Source organism: Lactococcus petauri, assembly GCF_002154895.1.
Classification (GTDB): Bacteria; Bacillota; Bacilli; order Lactobacillales; family Streptococcaceae; genus Lactococcus; species Lactococcus petauri.
Genome location: NZ_MUIZ01000001.1, coordinates 495,426 through 516,474, shown reverse-complemented (window position 1 = coordinate 516,474; position 21,049 = coordinate 495,426). Strand labels below are relative to the sequence as shown.

Below are 21,049 nucleotides of genomic sequence, written 5' to 3'. Positions count from 1 at the left end.
GGTTGTCAATCCAATTTTTTGACATTAAGGTTAGATAATGGTTTATTGGTTTAAAAACATAAACCAATAAGGAGTAATAATGAAATTTGAACATTTAAAATATGAACTAAGTGAAGTCAGCGACTTTTTAATTGCCTTAGGTGATGAAAAGAGACAAGCAATTATTATTAAGTTATTGGAGAAGAGTGATTGCAAAGGCATACAAGTTGGAGATTTAATCGAAGCTACAGGCTTATCGCGCCCCGCTATTTCACATCATTTGAAAATCTTAAGACAAGCAAAGATAGTCAATTATCGTTCAGAAGGAACAAGAAACTTTTACTATCTTGAACATGATACATCAGAAATTATGAAATTACAACATTTTCTGGATGAAGTAACAAGGATAATGAAAGGAAAGCAAGAAAAATGAATAAAGTTTTGATTGTCGAAACAAATATTAAGCGTTATAAGAATACCAATGAAGCGACAGGGCTTTGGCTGGGCGAGAGTGCAGAATTTGTTGATGAACTCCAAAAACATGGTATTGCTTATGACTTTGTTAGCCCAAATGGTGGCTATGTTCCACTTGACCCACGGAGTATGAAGTATATGGATGAAGCCATTTGGAACATTTATGAGCGGCAAGACTTTGTCGAAAGAGCTTTAAAAAAGACTTTGAAACCTGAGGAAGTAATCTCGCAAGACTATCGTGCCATATATTTCACAGGTGGCCACGGTGTGATGTGGGACTTTCCAGATAATCCAGAAATAAAAGGTATCGCCCAAGCTATTTATGCGCATGGTGGTTATCTCACTTCCGTTTGTCATGGTATCGCCGGTTTACTTAATCTTAAGAACCAAGAAGGTCAATACATCATTTCAGGGAAAAAGATAACGGGTTTTACAACAGCTGAAGAAGTTCTTGCAGGCAAGAAAAAAATCGTTCCTTTTCTCAATGAAGAGGTAGCCAAAAGCCGTGGGGCAACATGGTGCAAAAAAAGATTCTATAAAGATTTTGCCCTCCAAGATGGGCAACTTATCACGGGACAAAATCCGTTTTCTGTAAGGTCAGTCGCTAAAATGCTTATAAAGGAGATTGCATAATGCAAACAATACTAGGAAGTAATGGACAGATTGGTCAAGAGCTGGCCAAGGAACTTTTTAAAAAATATACAAAAGATATTAGGCTTGTGAGTAGAAAACCACGTAAAGTAAACCCAACAGATAGCTTGTTTTCGGCTGATTTACTGAAGGCTGAGGAAGCGCATGCAGCGATTGCTGGCAGTGAGATTGTTTATTTTACAGCCGGTTTACCGATGAATTCTGAGCTTTGGGAAGAACAATTTCCTCTGATGATGAAAAATGTCATTGACGCTTGTAAGCTGCACCAAAGTAAATTGGTTTTCTTTGATAATACCTATATGTACCCTAAAAATGCGGAAATACAATATGAAGACACTAAATTTGAACCGAGGGGAAGAAAATCCACGGTACGTGCACGGTTAGCAGAAATGATAATTGAGGAGATAGAGAACCATTCGCTCGAAGCTGTAATCTGCCGCGCGCCGGAGTTTTATGGCCCAGGTCAGACGCAGAGTATAACAAATACAATGGTCTTCAATGCAATTAAAGAGAATAGAAAAATAAAAATTCCCTTGAGTGCTACTCGTTTGAGAACCTTGATTTGGACACCCGATGCTAGCCGTGCCATGGCTCTCATAGGGAATGATGCGGATGCTTATGGTCAAACTTGGCATTTGCCATGCGCACCAAGCTTGACTTATCAGGACATTATTACACTTTCAGAAGAAATCACAGGAAAAAAACTTCAATACACAATAATTAAGATGTGGCAATTCAAATTGGCGGCCCTTTTCAGCCAAAAAGCGAAAGAATTGCAAGAGCTTCTTCCGCGTTATGCAGAGGACAATGTATTTAATTCAGACAAGTTTAAAAAACATTTTCCAGAATTTGAAGTAACAAGCTTTGAAGCAGGTGTAAAACAGGTGCTTTTAGAGAAATAGCCTTATGAAAAACTTCCTGATGGATCGTCTTAATTCATTTGATATCCAGAAGGCAAAATGATAAACTTTTAAAGAAAGAGGAAAGGGATTGAGAAGTATGAAAGAGATAAAAAATATTATTTTTGACTGGGACAATACACTCTTTCCTTTTAAAAAATATTGGGAAACAGCACACCGGAAAGTTTTTTTGGACTTGATTGATTTTCAGGATGAATTTTCTATAGATGATTTTATGGCAAAGTATCGTGAAGTGGATGAGCAACTCTGGCCTTTAGTTCACGAAGGGAAAATGACGATTGAGCAGCTGCGCGAAGAGCGTGTGCGCCAGGTCTTGGATTACTACGCGATTCACTATAAAGAAAACTTTGTGCGCCTGTTCTTTGACATTTTTTTGACAGCTTTACTTGAAGAGATAGAAGTTGATCAGAATTTATTGTCTAAAATGCAAGAACTCTCTCAAAATTATAATATTGCTATTTTAAGCAATGGGGAGAGTGGAGAGCAAAGAGAAAAGATTAAACGTTTTGGCTTTGAAAATCTGTTTCCAGTTTATATTTCGGCCGAAACTGGCTTAACCAAACCTGATCAAGCAGCTTTTTATAATATTTTAGATAAGGAAGGCTTTGATCGTGAAGCAACACTTATGGTTGGAGATCTCCTTGAACATGACATTCTTCCAGCACAAAAACTTGGTTTAGCCACTGTTTATATAGGACATGACGATAAGGAAATCGCAGATAAAACCTATGAAAGCATCGAAGATTTCCTTGAAGATTTTTTGAAATAAAGAAACTTGAAATTTCCTTTATTTTCCTGTAAAATGATAGAGTTATCAGTGCCGTCTGTAGTGTAATGGATATCACGCAAGATTCCGGTTCTTGCGATGGGGGTTCGATTCCCTCCAGACGGATAAATTTTTTATTTTGAGCGCTGTAAGACATTGTGAGAAGCACAATGTTTTTTACATTTTGATATTCTCTTTTCTGACTTAATGAACAGGTGGAAACTATGAGAGACAAGCATCAAAGTAGAAAATGTTTTTTATTTGATTCCAATAATGGATAGGAAAGAACATAATTAGAATATTGAGGAAGATATGGATATTCAATTTTTAGGGACGGGCGCGGGCCAGCCATCACGAACGCGAAAAACACAGGCTATCGCTTTGAAGTTACTCGATGAACGTAACGAAATATGGCTATTCGATTGTGGCGAAGCGACCCAACATCAAATTTTGGAAACATCAATTAAACCAAGAAAAATCACCAAGATTTTTATTACACATTTGCATGGCGATCATATTTTTGGTCTACCGGGTTTTCTATCTAGTCGTTCTTTCCAAGGTTCAAGTAAAGATGAGGAACATACGGACTTGGAATTATATGGACCAAAAGGTTTGAAAGACTTTGTGATGACGGCTCTGCGCATGTCGGGATCGCGTCTTGGATACAAGATTCACTTTCATGAAATTGAAACGCCTGGTAAGATATTTGAAGATCAAACCTTCGAAGTATATGCTGATACCTTAGATCATACAATTTTTTGTCTCGGCTATCGTGTAGTCGAAAAAGATCGTCCTGGAGAACTAGATGCAGCGGCTTTGAAGGCATCAGGTCTACCTTTCGGGCCCCTCTTTGGCAAAATAAAGAAGGGTGAAACAGTAGAGCATGATGGGAAAGTTTTTCATCCAGAGGACTATATTGGCGCAGACAAGCAGGGGAAAGTAGTCACTATTCTTGGAGATACCCGACGTACATCAAGCGCTGTTCGTTTAGCGGTTGGGGCAGATCTTTTAGTTCATGAAGCAACTTATGAAGCAAAAGAGGCAAAAATGGCCCGCCGACACGGACATTCGACCTCAAAACAAGCAGCAGATGTTGCTCAGGAAGCAGGCGTAAAGCGTTTGGTGCTCACGCATATTAGTGCACGCTATGTTGGCCCACTTGTGGCTCAGCTTGCGCAAGAAGCACGAGCTGTTCATCCTAATTCGTATGTGGCAAAAGATTTTTATGAAGAAAAAGTTGAGTAAAAAGAATATTGTAATTACAGGCGCTAGCGGTGATATTGCACAAGCACTTGTTCAGCGTTTAGAGGACCATAACCTTATCTTGATCAGTCGCTCGCTTCCTCAGCCAGTCATGCCTGAAAAAGTAGATATTCTCATTAATAATGCAGGTTTTGGAGAGTTCACAGAGTTAAGTAACTTATCGGATGAGCAAATTGATGAAATGTTTAAGGTTAATACGTTAGATCTGATTAAGCGGACGCGTGATTTGCAACCACAGTTGCAAGTAATTAATATTGCATCCATAGCAGGAAAGTTACCTACAGCGAAATCGACCGTATATGCAGCTTCCAAAGCCGCTGTTCTCGCTTTTTCTGATGCTTTACGTTTAGAAAAACCAGATCTTATCGTGACAACAGTCAATACAGGGCCGGTCCGCACAAAATTTCACAAAGACAATATGGACTATTTGGAAAAAGTGGGCGAAAACGCGGTCAGTGCAGAATATGTTGCGGATAAGATTGAGCAAGTTTTAGGGAAAAATAAAAGAGAATTGAACTTACCTGTCCAGCTGGCTTTCGTTGCGAAAGTTCGTGCACTTTTCCCAAGTCTTGTAGATAATATAGGAAATAGGTTTTTTAATTATAAATAAATCTTCAAATAAGCAGTCGAAGTGGAGGAAACTTGATTAAATCAAAATATATATGGAAGTTAACTGAGTCAGACTTACCGGATGAGTTTCTTAAGTTAAGTAAAAAATATAAATTAGATACACTGGCAGCGCAAATTTTGTGGCAACGCGGCATAAGGGCAGAAGAGGAGATTCAAGCTTACTTGAATCCTGATCTTCAGCAATTACATGATCCGTTTTTGTTGCACGATATGGAAAAAGCCGTTCAAAGAATTTTGACTGCAATTGAAAATGGGCAAAATATCTTAATATACGGTGATTATGATGCGGATGGTATGACGGCAAGCTCCGTCATGAAATCAGCTCTAGATGAATTAGGAGCGGAAGTTCAGGTCTATCTTCCTAACCGCTTTACGGATGGTTACGGGCCAAATCTTGATGTCTATAAATATTTCATTCAAAATGAAGATATTGATTTGATTATTACCGTGGATAATGGTGTGGCTGGTCATGAAGCCATCGCCTATGCACAAAGTCAAAATGTTGATGTTATTGTAACTGACCATCACAGCATGCCAGAAGTACTGCCAGAAGCTTTTGCAATTGTACATCCTGAACACCCAGAATCAAACTATCCTTTTAAGTATTTGGCTGGAGTAGGAGTAGCTTTTAAAGTCGCAACAGCTCTTTTAGACTATATTCCTTCAGATATGCTTGATTTGGTGGCAATCGGAACAATTGCGGATATGGTTAGTCTTACTGATGAAAATCGTATTTTGGTGAGTCATGGACTAAAAGTATTAGCGAATACTGAGCGTGCAGGCTTGATGGAACTCATGCGTCTCTCAGGAACTGATTTTGAAAAGGTGAATGAGGAAACGATTGGTTTTCAAATTGCCCCTCGTTTGAATGCTCTGGGGCGCTTAGATGACCCAAACCCAGCGATTGAACTATTAACAGGCTGGGATGAAGAAGTGGCTGCCGAAATTGCGCAGATGATTGATGAAAAAAATAGCGAGCGTAAAGTAATCGTAGAAAATATCTTCAATCAAGCCCTCACAATGATAACGGACGAGCCCGTACAAATTCTGCATCATAAGGATTGGCATAAAGGTGTTTTAGGTATCGTTGCCGGACGTTTACTTGAGCAATTTCACAAACCTATTATTATGTTGGCAGAAGAAGAGGGAATTCTCCGAGGATCAGCACGTTCGATTGAAAGTTTTAATATATTTGAAGCACTCAACGAACACCGTGAACTTTTTATGGCTTTTGGTGGCCACAAACAGGCTGCTGGGATGACTTTTGCTTTGGAGAATGTGGAAGCAATCAAGCAAGTGATGCTCGACTTTATTCAAGAAAACGATATCGATATGTCAGAAAAAAGTTCACTAGAAGTTCAGGGCAGTTTGCAATTTGACGAGATTAGCTTAGAGACGATTAGAAGTTTAGAAAAGTTATCTCCTTATGGTATGGACAATCCGAAGCCTCATTTTCTCCTTACGGATTATCAGGTTGAGCAGGCACGTAGTATGGGAAAAGACAATAGTCATCTCAAACTTAAATTAGTACAAAATGGACAAGCTTTAGATGCGGTTTACTTTGGGCATGGAGCTGAAAGCCTAGAATTTGAACAAAGTGATACAGAACTTGTCGGTACCTTGTCTAGCAACACTTGGAATGGTACAACAACTGTTCAGCTTATGGTGGCTGATGCTAGAGTAAATGGTGTTGAGCTTCTGGATATTCGAAGTCGACAAGTTGAATTGCCTAAAAATACAATACGTTTTGTCCATAATGAAGTGAAAAATGGTACAATAGAAGAAGTGCTTATTATTGAGGAAGCCCCAACTGATAAGGAAGCCTTATCTGCTTTGACGGAATTAATACATGAGCAGGAATTTGAATTGATTTATTTCAAAAATACAATCAAGAAAAATTATTATTTGACGGGAGCGGGGACGCGTGAGCAGTTTGCGCGCTTCTATAAAGCAATTTATCAGTATCCTGAGTTTGATATACGTTTTAAATTGAAAGACTTAGCAAATTATTTGAAGATACCCGATATTTTACTGATAAAGATGATTCAAATATTTGAAGAACTGAATTTTGTCACTATTGACAATGGCATGATGAGTGTGAATAAAGCCGCCGAAAAGCGTGATATTTCTGAAAGTAATATTTACCAAGAGCTTCAAGAAATTGTTGCTTTTCAAGAACTTTTCGCCTTATCCCCTGTCAAAGAAATTTATAAAAAATTAAAAGAGGAAGATGCACATGCAACTTAAAGATTACATTGCAACGATTGAAAATTACCCAACAGAAGGTATCGTTTTCCGCGATATCTCACCACTTATGGCTGATGGAAATGCCTACAACTATGCAGTTACTGAAATTGTGCAATATGCACGCGATAAAGAAATTGATGTAATCGTTGGCCCAGAAGCGCGTGGATTCATCGTTGGATGTCCTGTTGCTTTTGCACTTGGTGTTGGTTTTGCGCCTGTGCGTAAACCAGGAAAATTACCGCGTGAAGTTATTTCAGCAGACTATGAAAAAGAGTATGGTACAGATACATTGACAATGCATGCTGACTCTATTAAGCCAGGACAACGTGTTCTGATTGTAGATGATCTCTTGGCAACAGGTGGAACAGTAAAAGCTACTATTGAGATGATTGAGCGTTTGGGTGGTATCGTTGTTGGGTGTGCCTTCTTTATTGAACTGGATGACCTTAAAGGGCGTGAAAAACTTGGCAACTATGATTATAAGGTCTTGATGCACTATTAATTTCATCCTACCAAGTAAGACGGAAAACGACACATAATGAAACAGTTTAAATCCGTTTACATATTGACAATGAAGCGAATTTAATATAATATAGAAAAAGAAAATCTGAAAGAGAGCAAAAAAGTTTGAAAATTGAAGCATTAGAAGGACAAAATATCGAAGAACTTTCAATGATTGAAGTTGCTCATGCAATTTTGGAACAAAATGGTAAGGAAATGGCTTTTGCAGAAATCTTGAACGCTGTTCAAGACTACTTGAAAAAGTCTGATAATGAAATCAAAGCCACAATTGCACGTTTTTACACAGAAATGAATACAGATGGAAGCTTTATTCCATTAGGAAATAACATTTGGGCGCTGCGCTCGTGGTACGCGATCGACGAAATCGATGAGGAAGTAATTGCTCTTGATGAAATTGACGACGAAGAAGAAAAAACAACTAAAAAACGTACAAAAGTTAATGCATTCGGTATCGAAGATGAGGTGGATCCTGAAGATGAACACATCGACAAAGGAAACGATGCAGATGACATGACTTATGATGATGAGAATCCAGATGATGAAAAAGATGAGGTTCAAGCTTATGATGCTGAACTTGCTGAAGTTGAACTGGATAACGTGGATGAAGACGTTGAACTCGATGAAGAGGACGACGATGATGACGACAGCGACTCAGAAGAGAATTAAAATCTAAAAGAGTGAGGTCCCTGACCTCGCTTTTGTGAATATTACCCAACAAACTTACGCTTCACTGTTTAAAAAAAGAGGGTGGTGTGATAAGGAGGATTAACCTTGGTAGAAAAAGATACGGAGAAGTTTTCGAGAGAAAGTTTCAAAGATAAAATCTTGCGTGAACTTGAAGAAGGAAATCGAGCCAACACGGATGGGACTTTTGAAAACTATGCCCGTGAATCCAACAAAGAACTTTCTTCAACTCCGAGTAGACATACTCGGCGAGAACGTGCTGATTTTTCGGATATTCAACGTCCAACTCCATTTAAGTTGACAGAAGAACTGGAAAATCCAGAAGTAGAGGAACAAGCTAAAATTTCCGAAGATGTAGAATTTCCTGAAAAAGCTGTTTCTGATCAAGTGAAAACAGAAGCATCAGCACAGGAAGAACGTCCAGACTTTGCAAGTGTTCGCGAGCAAATGCTCCAAGCGAGCCAAGGACAAAGTTATTCACGACTTAGACGCAAGACAAAAGAGTCTGATAAAGAAGTTGTTGATGAATATGAGCAACCTGAAGCACAAGCAAGTGATGCAGCAGAGCCTCTTGGCGAAGAGACGACTCACAGACAAAGAAGTCGTCGTGCAGCAGTAAAATCGGATGAGGAAACTGAAGAAATGCAGCCCAAGTCGAAAGCGAAAAAATCGAAGAAGAAAGTTTCTTCTGGAAAGATTATTGCTGTTATCGTAGCTGTTTTAATTCTGGCTGCGGCAGGGACTGGTTTTTACGGTTATAATTTCATCAAAGAAGGGGTACAACCGCTCAATACTGCAAATACAACCAAACGCGCCATTAACATTCCAGCGGGAGCAAGCAGTAAACAAATCGGAGATATCTTACAACGAGAAGGTATTATCAAAAATGGCATGGTTTTCCAATACTATACTAAATTTAAAAATTTCAGTGGCTTTAAGAGTGGCTACTACAACTTGGCGCCTAGCATGAGCTTGTCCGATATTGCAAGTCTTTTGGAGCAAGGAGGAACCGAACATCCTGTGGAACCAACTCTGGGCAAAATTTTGATTCCTGAAGGTTATACATTGGAACAAATTGCTCAAGCTGTTACAGTGAATTCTGCGGATAAAGATGAAAAAACACCTTTTACTAAAGATGAGTTTATGAAGACTGTACAGGATCAAGCGTTCATCGAAAAAATGAAAGAGAAGTTTCCAAAACTTCTTGCAAGCTTACCAAGTAAAGACAGTGGTGTGAAGTATCAACTTGAAGGTTACCTCTTCCCAGCAACTTATGAGTATACGAAAAAGACAACTGTTGAAAGCTTAATTGAGACCATGCTTTCAACAACAAATACACAGCTGGAACCCTTGTATGAACAAATACAAGCGAATGGACTTACGGTCAATGAAACCTTGAGTTTGGCTGCCATTGTCGAAAAAGAAGCGAATAGCGATGATGATCGCCGTAACGTTGCACAGGTCTTCTTTAACCGTAAGGATTTAGGGATGACGATGGATTCTAATACAGGAATCTTTTATGCTGAAGGTAAGCTAGGTAAGGATACGTCGCTTGATCAGCAAGCTGCAATTAATACACAATTAGACTCACCTTTCAATACTTATTTGTACCCAGGTTTTGGTCCTGGACCAATCGTGAGTCCAAGCTTGTCGTCCATCAAAGCAGTGCTTAACCCGACTGCGAATGATTATCTTTATTTTGTAGCAGACGTTGAAGGTAAGATTTACTTTGCGCAAACACTTGAAGAACAAAACATCAATGTTCAAAAGTATGTCAATGATGCGATTGCGTCGGGTAATTAATTAGAAATTAAAAAAGGATAAAAAATGGTAGAAAAAACTTTCCCCATGACCAAAGAAGGTCTGGAAAAATTAGAACAAGAATTAGATAACCTTAAATTGGTTAAACGCCCTGAAGTTATTGAACGCATCAAAATTGCACGTAGCTACGGTGACCTTTCAGAAAACTCAGAATACGAAGCAGCAAAAGATGAACAAGCCTTTATCGAAGGTCGTATCTCAACTGTGGAAACAATGATTCGTTATGCTGAAATCGTAGACAATGCTAATATTGACAAAAATGAAGTTGCTCTTGGTAAATCAGTTGTTTTCCAAGAAGTTGGAGATGACGAAGAAGAAGAGTACGAAATCGTTGGTACTGCTGAAGCTGATCCATTTTCAGGCAAAATTTCAAATGAATCTCCAATCGCTCAAGCCTTGATTGGCCGTAAAGTTGGCGATGTTGTGAAAATTCCGTTGCCTATGGGTGAAATCGAAGTTAAGATTGTTGATGTCAAATAAAATAAAAAAATCTGCTTTTAGCGGATTTTTTTATTTTAGAGACGTTTCAGCCACTATTTTTGGTAAAAAATTAAAATTTTCGATATAATAGTCAATAAAGGTCAAAGATTGGAGGTTCTATGTCTGCCCAAAATACTTCAGATATTATCGAAGCTTATTTGCGAAAACTGCTAGAAGAGGCACGTGAGATTGAGATTAAACGTGCAGATTTAGCCAGTCAATTTGACGTGGTTCCTTCGCAAATTAACTATGTGATTAAAACCCGTTTCACCCCATCAAAAGGCTTTGATGTTGAGTCAAAGCGTGGTGGTGGCGGCTATATCAAAATATTCAAATACCATTATTCGGCAAAGCATGAATTCTTGCTTGATTTAGCACAGAAGTTGCCTGCCAACTTGACCGAAAGTATGGCACAAGATGTCTTGCAACTTTTATTTGATGAAAACATTTTGACTGAACGAGAAGGAAATCTTCTCCTTTTGCTTTTAGCTGATAGTGATATTTCTAACAGTTGTCGAGCACAAATGATGATAAAAATACTACAGAGATTGGATCGTGATGATGAAATTTAATGAAAAGGACTTTACACCACAAGTCGTAAAAGTGCTTGAGAAGTCTGTCGACTATGCGCACAAGTTTAACTACGCGTGGGTTGAAAGCTCGCACTTATTGGCTGCCTTGGCTGAGGTTCCAGCTTCATTGGCATTTACCCTACTTAATTCAGAAAAAATTGATTTGGAAGAAATGTTAATCGACATTGAAGATTTTTCAAGCCAAGTGAAGACGAAGAAATCAGAAATAAAGCTTAGTCCAAGAGTGGAGACGATTATTGAGCAAGCACGAGCACTGGCTCAAAATAATGATAAAAACCGCATCGGGACCGAGCATCTCTTATATATGCTGTTGGCAAATGAAGCCAGCTTTGCAGGACAACTTTTACGTGAGCAAGACATTAATATCGTTAACCTCCGCAAAAAGCTAGAGCAAAAAGCATATCTACGTGTACCAGAGCGCCGTAAAGCGGTGACACCAGCTTCGAAAAGAAACCTGTCGGGGAAAGTGTCCGAAACAACGACAACACCTACTTTAGACACGGTATCAACAGATTTGACAAAAGCAGCCCGTGAAGGCAAGCTTGATCCCATGATTGGAAGAGAGCGTGAAGTTGAACGTCTTATCCACATTTTGAGCCGTCGAACAAAAAACAATCCCGTTCTTGTTGGTGAGCCAGGTGTTGGTAAGTCAGCGATTATTGAAGGCTTTGCGACACGTGTGGCTGCAGGAAATGTTCCTGTAGGTTTACGTGGTAGCCGCATTATGGCTTTAAATATGGCGATGGTCGTAGCGGGGACAAAATTCCGTGGTGAATTTGAAGATCGTTTGACGGCTATTGTTGATGAAGTGACACACGATAAAGATGTTATCGTCTTTATCGATGAACTGCATACAATCATTGGGGCTGGTGGCGGCATGGACTCGGTCAACGATGCCTCAAATATTTTAAAACCAGCATTAGCACGGGGCGAGTTCCAACTCATTGGTGCTACCACTTATCAAGAATATCAAAAATATATTGAAAAAGATGAAGCCCTAGAACGCCGTTTTGCCCGTGTCAATGTCGAAGAACCCTCAGAAGAGGAAACGGTTGCGATTTTACAAGGTTTGAAAGAAAAATTTGAGGCTTACCATACAGTCAAATTTGAAGAAGGTGCTTTGGAGCGTGCTGTCAGCTTGAGTAATCGCTATATGCCTAGTCGTCGTCTGCCAGACAAAGCTATTGATCTTCTTGATGAAGCAGCAGCCAAAGTTAAAATCACGAGTAAAACAAATTACACCAAGTTAGACGAGTTAAAAGCAGAATTAAAAGCGGAAGAGCTAAGATTACAAAAAGCAGTTGTTGCTCTTGATATTGTTGAAGCGCAAGGGGTTGAAAAAGATATTGAAAAACTAACGCACAAGATTGATAATTTTACAGTATCGGAAAATGATAATCCTTTGGTTGAGGAAAGCGATGTTTATGCTGTCGTTTCTAACCTTACAGGAATCCCGCTCCAACAGATGACGAAGACAGAAAGTGAACGTCTGATTAACTTAGAAAAAGAGTTACATAAGCGTGTGGTTGGACAGGAAGAAGCGATTTCTGCTGTTTCTCGTGCCATTAGACGTGCACGTTCAGGTATTGCCGATACGAGACGTCCTTTGGGCTCATTTATGTTCCTTGGTCCGACAGGAGTTGGGAAGACAGAGCTTGCTAAGGCTTTAGCGGAAAGTGTCTTTGGCAGTGAAGAAAATATGATTCGTGTAGACATGAGTGAATTTATGGAAAAATTCTCGACATCGCGTCTTATCGGAGCACCTCCGGGATATGTAGGTTACGATGAAGGTGGGCAACTGACAGAGCAAGTCCGTAATAAGCCTTATTCTGTTATCCTCCTTGATGAAGTCGAAAAGGCCCATCCTGATATTTTCAATATCATGTTACAAATTTTGGATGATGGTTTCGTTACAGATACCAAAGGACGTAAAGTTGATTTCAGAAATACGATTATTATTATGACATCTAACTTGGGTGCAACGGCTATTCGTGATGATAAAACGGTTGGTTTTGGGGCTAAATCAATTTCAACGGATTATCCAGCTATGAAAGCAAGAATCATGGAAGAGCTGAAGAAACAGTACCGTCCAGAATTTCTCAATCGTATTGATGAAACTATCGTTTTCCATTCACTGACAGAAAAAGAGATTGAACAAGTCGTGAAAATCATGAGTAAATCTCTTGTATCGCGTTTGAAAGATCAAAATATCAAAGTGAAATTTACACCTGCTGCTTTGAAAGTTATTGCTGATAAAGGATTTGATCCTGAATACGGTGCCCGCCCATTGCGTAAAGCTCTGCAACGTGAGGTTGAAGACACGCTCAGTGAACAATTGCTTGCCGGCGAAATTCATCCTGGGGATACGATTTCTATTGGCTCTTCTAATAAAAAGATTAGAATAAGTGTTATTGATTGACTTGTAAGCGATTATATATTATAATTAAATTAGAAATAAAGAAAGGACGGTTCTTAAAACTTGACTGTCCAGCACCTGCAAAACAGTGAAGGTTCAATACAAGAACCGTTAAGGTAGACTCTATGATCAAATATAATATCCGTGGTGAAAATTTTGAGTTAACAGATTCAATCCGCTCATATGTTGAAGATAAGGTTGGAAAACTTGAAAAATACTTTAACGATGGTCATGAAGTAACAGCCTATGTAAATCTTAAAGTTTACTCCGACAAACGTTACAAAGCAGAAGTTACCGTTCCTGCTAAAAATGTAACTTTGCGTGCAGAAGATACAGCAGCTGACATGTATGCAGCTATTGACTTTGTTGAAGAAAAACTAGAACGTCAAATTCGCAAGTATAAAACACGTGTAAACCGTAAATCTAAGATTAATGTTCCTACTGGACAAGCTTTCGGAGACGAGTTTGCACCACTTGATGAAGCTGAAGAAGTAAATGAAGATCAAGTAAAGATTGTTCGTACAAAACATGTTTCCTTGAAACCAATGGATGCTGAAGAAGCAGTCCTTCAAATGGACATGTTAGGACATGATTTCTATATCTTTACAGATGCAGATACAGACAGTACTAATGTCGTTTACCGTCGTGAAGATGGCAACATTGGTTTAATCGAAACCAAATAAGATTTAAGTACAGAAACTGTATCAAGAAAAAAGTCAAGCAAAAAAGCTTGGCTTTTTTTGTTATCTCTGTACTTCTGTGACATTTCATTTCTGTAATCGTTTACTAAAAATATAACAGTTTAACTTAAAAATCAAACTGTACTAGTAAAGAAAGTGCAAACATTCCCAGATATCCCTTGAAATTAGTAAACTGTATGATATAATAAAAGCGTAATCTGAAACAGAAAGACCAAAGGAGATTTTCTACATGAAAACAGAAACTAAAGAAATCTTTGAGCAAGCCTGGGAAGGTTTCAAAGGATCAGACTGGCAAGATAAAGCAAGTGTTACACGCTTTGTTCAAGCCAACTACAAACCTTATGATGGAGACGAAAGTTTCCTCGAAGGACCAACAGAACGTACGCTTAAAGTAAAAGATATTATCGAAACAACAAAAGCGCACTATGAAGAAGTAGGATTCCCATTCGATACTGATCGTGTGACTTCTATTCACAAAATTCCTGCTGGTTACATCGATCCTGAAAACAAAGATCTCGAATTAATCTACGGTATGCAAAACAGCGAACTTTTCCGTTTGAACTTCATGCCAAAAGGTGGTCTTCGTGTAGCAGAAAAAATCTTGACAGAACACGGACTCAGCGTTGATCCTGAATTGCACGAAGTGTTGGATACAACAATGACTTCTGTAAATGATGGTATCTTCCGTGCCTATACATCAGCTATCCGTAAAGCACGTCACGCACACACAGTAACTGGTTTGCCAGATGCTTATTCACGTGGACGTATCATCGGTGTTTACGCACGTCTTGCACTTTACGGTGCAGACTACTTGATGAAAGAAAAAGCACGCGAGTGGGATGCAATCACTGAAATTACAGAAGAAACTATCCGTCTTAAAGAAGAAATCAACATGCAATACCAAGCACTTGATCAAGTTGCTAAATTTGGTGATCTTTATGGACTTGACGTTCGTCGTCCGGCCCTGAACACTAAAGAAGCTATCCAATGGATCAATATTGCTTACATGGCTGTATGTCGTGTTATCAATGGTGCGGCTACATCACTTGGACGTGTGCCAATCGTTCTTGATATCTTTGCTGAACGTGACCTCGAACGTGGTACTTTCACTGAACAAGAAATTCAAGAATTCGTTGATGATTTCGTATTGAAACTTCGTACAATGAAATTCGCGCGTGCAGCTGCTTATGATGAACTTTACTCTGGTGACCCAACATTCATCACAACATCAATGGCAGGTATGGGTAATGACGGTCGTCACCGTGTTACAAAAATGGACTACCGTTTCCTTAACACATTGGATACAATCGGTAACGCTCCAGAGCCAAACTTGACAGTACTTTGGTCTGATAAATTACCACATGCATTCAAACGCTATGCAATGTCAATGTCTCATAAACACTCTTCTATTCAATATGAAGGTGTAGAAACAATGGCTAAAGAAGGATACGGCGAAATGTCTTGTATCTCATGTTGTGTATCACCACTTGACCCAGAAAATGAAAACGAACGTCACAACCTCCAATACTTCGGAGCACGTGTTAACGTTCTGAAAGCAATGCTTACTGGTTTGAATGGTGGATATGACGATGTTCATAAAGACTACAAAGTGTTCGACATCGAACCAGTAACTGACGAAGTTCTTGACTATGATACAGTTATGGAAAACTTTGACAAATCATTGACTTGGTTGACTGATACTTATGTGGATGCAATGAACATCATCCACTATATGACTGATAAATACAACTATGAAGCCGTTCAAATGGCCTTCTTGCCAACACGTGTTCGTGCGAACATGGGCTTCGGTATCTGTGGTTTCGCCAATACAGTTGACTCACTTTCAGCAATCAAATATGCGAAAGTTAAAACTATTCGTGATGAAAACGGCTATATTTATGACTACGAAGTTGAAGGCGACTTCCCACGTTACGGTGAAGATGATGACCGTGTAGACGATATCGCTAAACTTTTGATGAAGATGTACTATGAAAAACTAGCTTCACACAAACTTTACAAAAATGCTGAAGCTACAGTTTCACTCTTGACAATCACTTCAAACGTGGCTTACTCTAAACAAACAGGTAACTCACCAGTTCATAAAGGTGTATTCCTCAATGAAGATGGTTCAGTGAACAAATCTAAAGTAGAATTCTTCTCACCAGGTGCTAACCCATCAAACAAAGCGCGCGGTGGATGGCTCCAAAACTTGAACTCTTTGGCGAAACTTGAATTTGCTCATGCAAATGACGGTATCTCATTGACAACTCAAGTTTCTCCACGTGCACTTGGTAAAACACGTGACGAACAAGTAGATAACTTGGTTCAAATCCTTGACGGTTACTTCGGACAAGGTGGACAACACGTTAACCTTAACGTTATGGATCTTAAAGATGTTTACAGCAAAATTATGGCTGGCGAAGATGTTATCGTACGTATCTCTGGTTACTGTGTAAACACTAAATACCTCACACCAGAACAAAAACAAGAATTGACTGAACGTGTGTTCCACGAAGTTCTTTCACAAGATGATGATGAAGTAATGCACACATCAAATATTTAATGAAATGCATAAACAATCTATCCTTTGGTTAGGTTGTTTTTTGCTTCCTCTTATATTAAAAGCCGCCTCTTTGATTTTTGTCATAATGCGCACTGTATGTATCGTCTAAACCGTAAGTCAAATTATCACGAATTGTTCCCCAATTTGCCTTCCTATGCGACTTTTGTTATAATCATTCTATACAGAACAACACGAAAAAACTGACCGCTCCAACGGCCAGCGTGTCTTAGTTCTCTGTAGATGGGTTAAACGTTAGTCTTTGGGACTAGCGTTTTTGTATTCTTTCCAAATCTTGAAGAGATCGATAGCAATTGTTACAACATCAAGAACTATCCAAACCCAAACAGTCATCAGTAAGAATTTTCCCTTCTACAGAGAGTAGGAATGTCATCATAACCTGTCCACCTCTCATGACTAGTATTTGCAGGCGACAGGTACAGAGTAACATAAGACACGAGAGTTTTACTCTCATTATATTATTTGTAAAAACTTTATAAATGTAACAAAAATATGGCAAAAAAATAGAACTTCCCTTCATCATCATGGAAGTTCAAGTGAGGTTATTCAAGTCTACATTGAACCTAAAGGACAAGCTTTTGTTTATAAGGATCAGTGGAAAGAAGACTTGCTGGCTAAGATAAAGCCAGCAGATCTAATCGTTGAAGATGACAATGTCCGCTTGTACGGTGTGAAGTTCTATACTGGGGATAATGGACGTGAAATTCTTAATGAATTGGAGACGCTAAGGTCAAATGGACACTCTAAGCTTGTAAAAACTATCGAAGAGGAATTTGAGAACCTGCTTTAGCCAGTAGAATGATAGGGTGAAAATGTATGAATTGATGTGCTTTACGTCTAATCTCATGCGTTTTTTGATTAAGAAGAAATATTGTTTTTGCTTCATGGGGTCGTAATTACTGAATATCGTATCATGAGTTGTGCTATAATAAAGCTATGAAGAAAGTAATCGGTTTGACAGGTGGAATAGCTTCTGGGAAATCAACGGCGGTTGATTTTTTGCGTTCTCAGGGCTATCCGATCATTGATGCGGACCAAGTGGTTCGTGAATTACAAGCACCAGGTGGCTCCTTATATCAGGCGATTTTACAAGAATTTGGCCCTGCCTACTTTGATGAGAAAGGGCTTTTGGCTCGGCGAAAATTGGGCGACTTAATTTTCTCAAATGATGAAGCGCGAGAAAAACTAGCATTGCTCCAAAATCATATTATTCGCCAAGAACTTTATAAGAGACGTGAAGCACTTTTGAAGGATGATAAGGTTCAAAAGGCCATAATTATGGATATTCCCTTACTCATCGAACAGGCTTATGATGGTTTTGATGAAATATGGTTAGTCGCTGTTCCAGAAAGTATCCAAATTGAGCGTATCATGAGTCGGGATAATATGACAAAAGAAGAGGCAGAAGCACGTATCAAAGCTCAAATGCCTTTGTCAGAAAAGAAGAAGTATGCCACACGTATTATTGACAGTTCAGGAACAATTCCTGAAACTTATGAAAAAATCACAGAACTGTTAAAAGCAGTAGAAAAGAGGGATTAAAACGAGTAAATCAACAAAAAACAGAAAAGTAAATTGGAAACAAAATTTGTGGATTACATGGATTGGCTGTTTTATTGTGGGCTCATCTTTTTCACTGGTGATGCCATTTTTGCCCCTGTATATTCAAAGCCTAGGTGTGACAGGTTCTAATGTAGAGCTGTTTTCTGGTATTGCTTTTGCTTCGACAGCTTTGGTCTCAGGCTTAGTTGCTCCTATGTGGGGAAAATTAGCGGACAAATACGGCCGGAAACCTATGATGGTCAGAGCTTCTTTTGCCATGACCTTTACCATGTCTGCGATTGCTTTTTCTCATCATATGGGCGGCTATTGGTGGCTCTTGCTCATGCGCAGTCTTATGGGTTTCTTTTCAGGATTTATTCCCAACTCGACAGCAATGATCGCTTCTCAAGCACCGAAAGAACGTTCAGGTTATGCCCTGGGCGTCTTATCCACTGCAATGATTACGGGAACTTTGATTGGCCCTTCTATCGGTGGTTTATTGGCACAATGGTTTGGGATGGCGAATGTCTTCCTTATCGTTGGGAGTCTGCTAGCTCTTGCAACAATTCTGACTGTCTTTTTTGTTCATGAAAACTTTGAACCTGTAACGAAAGATAATATGTTATCTACAAAGGAAATTGTCAATCGTGTAAGTAACAAGCATATCCTTTTTGGCTTACTTATTACCAGCTTCATTATCCAAGTCACCACACAATCAATAGAACCATTTGTGACCCTTTACATCAAAACATTGACTACAAATACAAATAACTTAATGTTTATCTCAGGTCTTATTGTATCTGCAGTTGGCTTATCTGCAATGATGTCTTCTAGTACATTGGGTAAATTAGGAGACAAATATGGCGCACATCGACTGATTTTAATCGGTTTAGCTTTTAGTTTCGCTATGTATTTACCGATGGCTTTTGTAGAAACCCCTCTTCAATTAGGAATCTTAAGATTTATGCTGGGGTTCGGCACGGGTGCTCTGATGCCTTCCGTCAATTCCCTTTTGGCTAAAATCACCCCTAAGGAAGGTGTGTCACGGATCTTTGCCTATAACCAAATGTTTTCTAACTTTGGTGTTGTTGTAGGTCCAATCGTTGGCTCAGCAATTGCAGGCTGGGTTTCCTATCGGATGGCGTTTATTGTGACAAGTCTTTTCGTAGTTGTTAATTTCTTTTGGTCCTTGGCTAATTTCCGGAAATATTTAAGAAAGCGGAGCATCGTAGAATGAGAGTGAAAATAACTTTAGCTTGCACAAGTTGTAAGAGTAAAAATTATATCAGCAGTAAGAATAAAAGCAGCAACCCTGATAAAGTCGAAACGATGAAGTTTTGTCCAAAAGAGCGCATGGTTACATTACACCGAGAAGTTTAAGTGCTATGAAGTATTTTTCATTCTAGAAAAATCATTTATTTTTAAAATAATTGCACATCTGTAAAAATGAAACTGAAAAAATGGTATAATAAAAAATGTTAAAAAATAATAGAAATGAAATGATAACATAAAATGAATGATGGATTGAAGAAAGCAAACTTCCTGAACTATTCTATTTTGATTCCCTACCTGATAATGTCAGCTGTAGGTATCGTGATGGTTTTTTCAGCAACAGTCCCATATCAGCTGGCGAAGGGACTTTCACCTTATAAAATGGCAATCAACCAAGGCGCGTTTATGTTGCTGAGTTTTGTTGCTATTGCAGTGATTTACCGGATGAAACTCCGGGCCCTTAAGAGTAAAAAAATGATTGGCTGGGTTTTATTTCTTTTGATCTCAGCCATGATTTATTCGCGTGTCGGGCCAAATACTTCCGCAAATGGCGCTCATGGCTGGATTCCTATCCCAGGTGTGGGGACGATTCAACCTGCTGAATATGCAAAATTTTTCGTTGTGTGGTATCTGGCTTCTGTCTTTTCCGAAAAGCAGGATGAAATATATGAAAAAGATATCGCAGCAATTTTCAAAGGGAAAACTATTTGGCAAAAACTATTTGGTGGTTGGCGCTCTGCGATTCTCGTAATGTTAGGGATTTTGGTTATCATGCCAGACTTGGGTAATGCTTCTATTATGGCGATGATTACAGGAGTAATGATTGCTTCGAGTGGAATCTCTTGGCGTTGGTTTAGTGGCTATGGCAAGATAATTTTGGGAGCGATGGTTGCCTTTATTGCCTACCTTTATGCTGTAGGTGGGGATGTTATCCCGGGACACTATGTCAATGCACGTTTTAAGGCGATGGTTAATCCGTTCGGAGGCTTGTCAACATATGGTCACCAAATGGCCAACTCCTATTACGCCGTAAGTAATGGCGGATGGTTTGGTCGTGGACTTGGGAACTCTATTGAGAAAAACGGCTTTCTACCTGAAGCGCACACGGACTTTATCTTCTCGATTGTCATTGAGGAGCTGGGTCTAATCGGAGGGATTCTTGTTCTCGGCGTATTGTTCTTTATGATTGTTCGTATCTTAATGGTCGGTATCCGTGCAAAAAGTGCGTTTAATTCGATGATCTGTATCGGTATTGGTTCTACCCTTTTGATTTCAGTATTTATCAATATTGGGGGAGCCTTTGGAATTATTCCGGAAACAGGGGTAACATTCCCATTCCTATCGCAAGGAGGATCATCATTCCTTGTGTTGTCTTTGGGGATTGCTTTCGTACTCAACATTTCGGCAGATGAAAAACGTAGAGAAGTCAGAGAGCTTTCAAGTACATATGCTAGAAATGTTTAATATTAAATGCTAAAGTTAAGAAAAAGCTAATCAAATTAGCTTT

General features: G+C 39.0%; 20 protein-coding genes and 1 tRNA gene. All 21 read left to right on the top strand.

Annotation, left to right across the window (positions count from 1 at the left end):
- Positions 1-79: 79 nt before the first annotated feature.
- The 21 genes from BZZ03_RS02605 (at position 80) to BZZ03_RS02505 (ending at position 21,006) form a co-directional block, all read left to right on the top strand.
- On the top strand, positions 80-412 hold the full coding sequence (locus tag BZZ03_RS02605) for an ArsR/SmtB family transcription factor (RefSeq protein WP_061413667.1): 333 nt from the start codon (positions 80-82) through the stop codon (positions 410-412).
- Positions 409-1,086 carry a type 1 glutamine amidotransferase domain-containing protein gene (locus tag BZZ03_RS02600; RefSeq protein WP_019292625.1) on the top strand — a complete coding sequence of 226 codons (678 nt, stop codon included), beginning with the start codon at positions 409-411 and terminating at the stop codon, positions 1,084-1,086. Before BZZ03_RS02605 ends, BZZ03_RS02600 begins: the two co-directional genes overlap by 4 nt.
- The gene (locus tag BZZ03_RS02595; protein WP_086582363.1) at positions 1,086-2,006 is read left to right on the top strand and encodes an NAD-dependent epimerase/dehydratase family protein; all 921 of its coding nucleotides are present in this window, start codon (positions 1,086-1,088) and stop codon (positions 2,004-2,006) included. Before BZZ03_RS02600 ends, BZZ03_RS02595 begins: the two co-directional genes overlap by 1 nt.
- A 97-nt stretch (positions 2,007-2,103) precedes the next feature.
- The gene (locus tag BZZ03_RS02590; protein WP_086582361.1) at positions 2,104-2,793 is read left to right on the top strand and encodes an HAD family hydrolase; all 690 of its coding nucleotides are present in this window, start codon (positions 2,104-2,106) and stop codon (positions 2,791-2,793) included.
- 51 nt (positions 2,794-2,844) lie between these two features.
- Positions 2,845-2,916 (top strand) — tRNA-Arg (locus BZZ03_RS02585).
- Positions 2,917-3,102: 186 nt separating this feature from the next.
- Positions 3,103-4,035 carry a ribonuclease Z gene (gene rnz, locus BZZ03_RS02580; RefSeq protein WP_086582359.1) on the top strand — a complete coding sequence of 311 codons (933 nt, stop codon included), beginning with the start codon at positions 3,103-3,105 and terminating at the stop codon, positions 4,033-4,035.
- The gene (locus BZZ03_RS02575) at positions 4,016-4,663 is read left to right on the top strand and encodes an SDR family NAD(P)-dependent oxidoreductase (RefSeq protein ID WP_086582357.1); all 648 of its coding nucleotides are present in this window, start codon (positions 4,016-4,018) and stop codon (positions 4,661-4,663) included. Before rnz ends, BZZ03_RS02575 begins: the two co-directional genes overlap by 20 nt.
- A 32-nt stretch (positions 4,664-4,695) precedes the next feature.
- Positions 4,696-6,930 (top strand): single-stranded-DNA-specific exonuclease RecJ, encoded by a 2,235-nt coding sequence (gene recJ / locus BZZ03_RS02570; RefSeq protein WP_086582354.1) that lies wholly within the window; start codon positions 4,696-4,698, stop codon positions 6,928-6,930.
- The gene (locus BZZ03_RS02565) at positions 6,920-7,432 is read left to right on the top strand and encodes an adenine phosphoribosyltransferase (protein WP_003134000.1); all 513 of its coding nucleotides are present in this window, start codon (positions 6,920-6,922) and stop codon (positions 7,430-7,432) included. Before recJ ends, BZZ03_RS02565 begins: the two co-directional genes overlap by 11 nt.
- 125 nt (positions 7,433-7,557) lie before the next feature.
- Positions 7,558-8,118: a DNA-directed RNA polymerase subunit delta gene (gene rpoE / locus BZZ03_RS02560; RefSeq protein ID WP_003134001.1), complete on the top strand. Its 561-nt coding sequence runs from the start codon at positions 7,558-7,560 to the stop codon at positions 8,116-8,118.
- Between the two features lie 105 nt (positions 8,119-8,223).
- Positions 8,224-9,939: an endolytic transglycosylase MltG gene (mltG, locus tag BZZ03_RS02555; protein WP_086582352.1), complete on the top strand. Its 1,716-nt coding sequence runs from the start codon at positions 8,224-8,226 to the stop codon at positions 9,937-9,939.
- A 24-nt stretch (positions 9,940-9,963) separates the two neighbouring features.
- On the top strand, positions 9,964-10,437 hold the full coding sequence (gene greA / locus BZZ03_RS02550) for a transcription elongation factor GreA (RefSeq protein WP_019292667.1): 474 nt from the start codon (positions 9,964-9,966) through the stop codon (positions 10,435-10,437).
- A 119-nt stretch (positions 10,438-10,556) separates the two neighbouring features.
- Positions 10,557-11,009, top strand: a complete 453-nt coding sequence (locus tag BZZ03_RS02545; protein ID WP_019292666.1) for a CtsR family transcriptional regulator — start codon at positions 10,557-10,559, stop codon at positions 11,007-11,009.
- Positions 10,999-13,449 carry an ATP-dependent Clp protease ATP-binding subunit gene (locus tag BZZ03_RS02540; protein WP_195916713.1) on the top strand — a complete coding sequence of 817 codons (2,451 nt, stop codon included), beginning with the start codon at positions 10,999-11,001 and terminating at the stop codon, positions 13,447-13,449. Before BZZ03_RS02545 ends, BZZ03_RS02540 begins: the two co-directional genes overlap by 11 nt.
- A 122-nt stretch (positions 13,450-13,571) precedes the next feature.
- Entirely contained in the window at positions 13,572-14,129 is a 558-nt protein-coding gene (gene hpf, locus BZZ03_RS02535) for a ribosome hibernation-promoting factor, HPF/YfiA family (protein ID WP_003134010.1), read from the top strand.
- A 247-nt stretch (positions 14,130-14,376) separates the two neighbouring features.
- Positions 14,377-16,710 (top strand): formate C-acetyltransferase, encoded by a 2,334-nt coding sequence (gene pflB / locus BZZ03_RS02530; RefSeq protein ID WP_003134012.1) that lies wholly within the window; start codon positions 14,377-14,379, stop codon positions 16,708-16,710.
- A gap of 625 nt (positions 16,711-17,335) precedes the next feature.
- Positions 17,336-17,518, top strand: coding sequence for a hypothetical protein (locus BZZ03_RS02525; protein WP_061413652.1), 183 nt, complete (start codon positions 17,336-17,338; stop codon positions 17,516-17,518).
- A gap of 146 nt (positions 17,519-17,664) precedes the next feature.
- The gene (coaE, locus tag BZZ03_RS02520; RefSeq protein WP_086582346.1) at positions 17,665-18,270 is read left to right on the top strand and encodes a dephospho-CoA kinase; all 606 of its coding nucleotides are present in this window, start codon (positions 17,665-17,667) and stop codon (positions 18,268-18,270) included.
- A gap of 46 nt (positions 18,271-18,316) precedes the next feature.
- Positions 18,317-19,507 carry a multidrug efflux MFS transporter gene (locus tag BZZ03_RS02515; RefSeq protein WP_061413650.1) on the top strand — a complete coding sequence of 397 codons (1,191 nt, stop codon included), beginning with the start codon at positions 18,317-18,319 and terminating at the stop codon, positions 19,505-19,507.
- Positions 19,504-19,650: a 50S ribosomal protein L33 gene (gene rpmG / locus BZZ03_RS02510; protein WP_014024306.1), complete on the top strand. Its 147-nt coding sequence runs from the start codon at positions 19,504-19,506 to the stop codon at positions 19,648-19,650. Before BZZ03_RS02515 ends, rpmG begins: the two co-directional genes overlap by 4 nt.
- Positions 19,651-19,782: 132 nt before the next feature.
- Positions 19,783-21,006 (top strand): FtsW/RodA/SpoVE family cell cycle protein, encoded by a 1,224-nt coding sequence (locus tag BZZ03_RS02505; RefSeq protein WP_019294148.1) that lies wholly within the window; start codon positions 19,783-19,785, stop codon positions 21,004-21,006.
- Positions 21,007-21,049 lie beyond the last annotated feature (43 nt).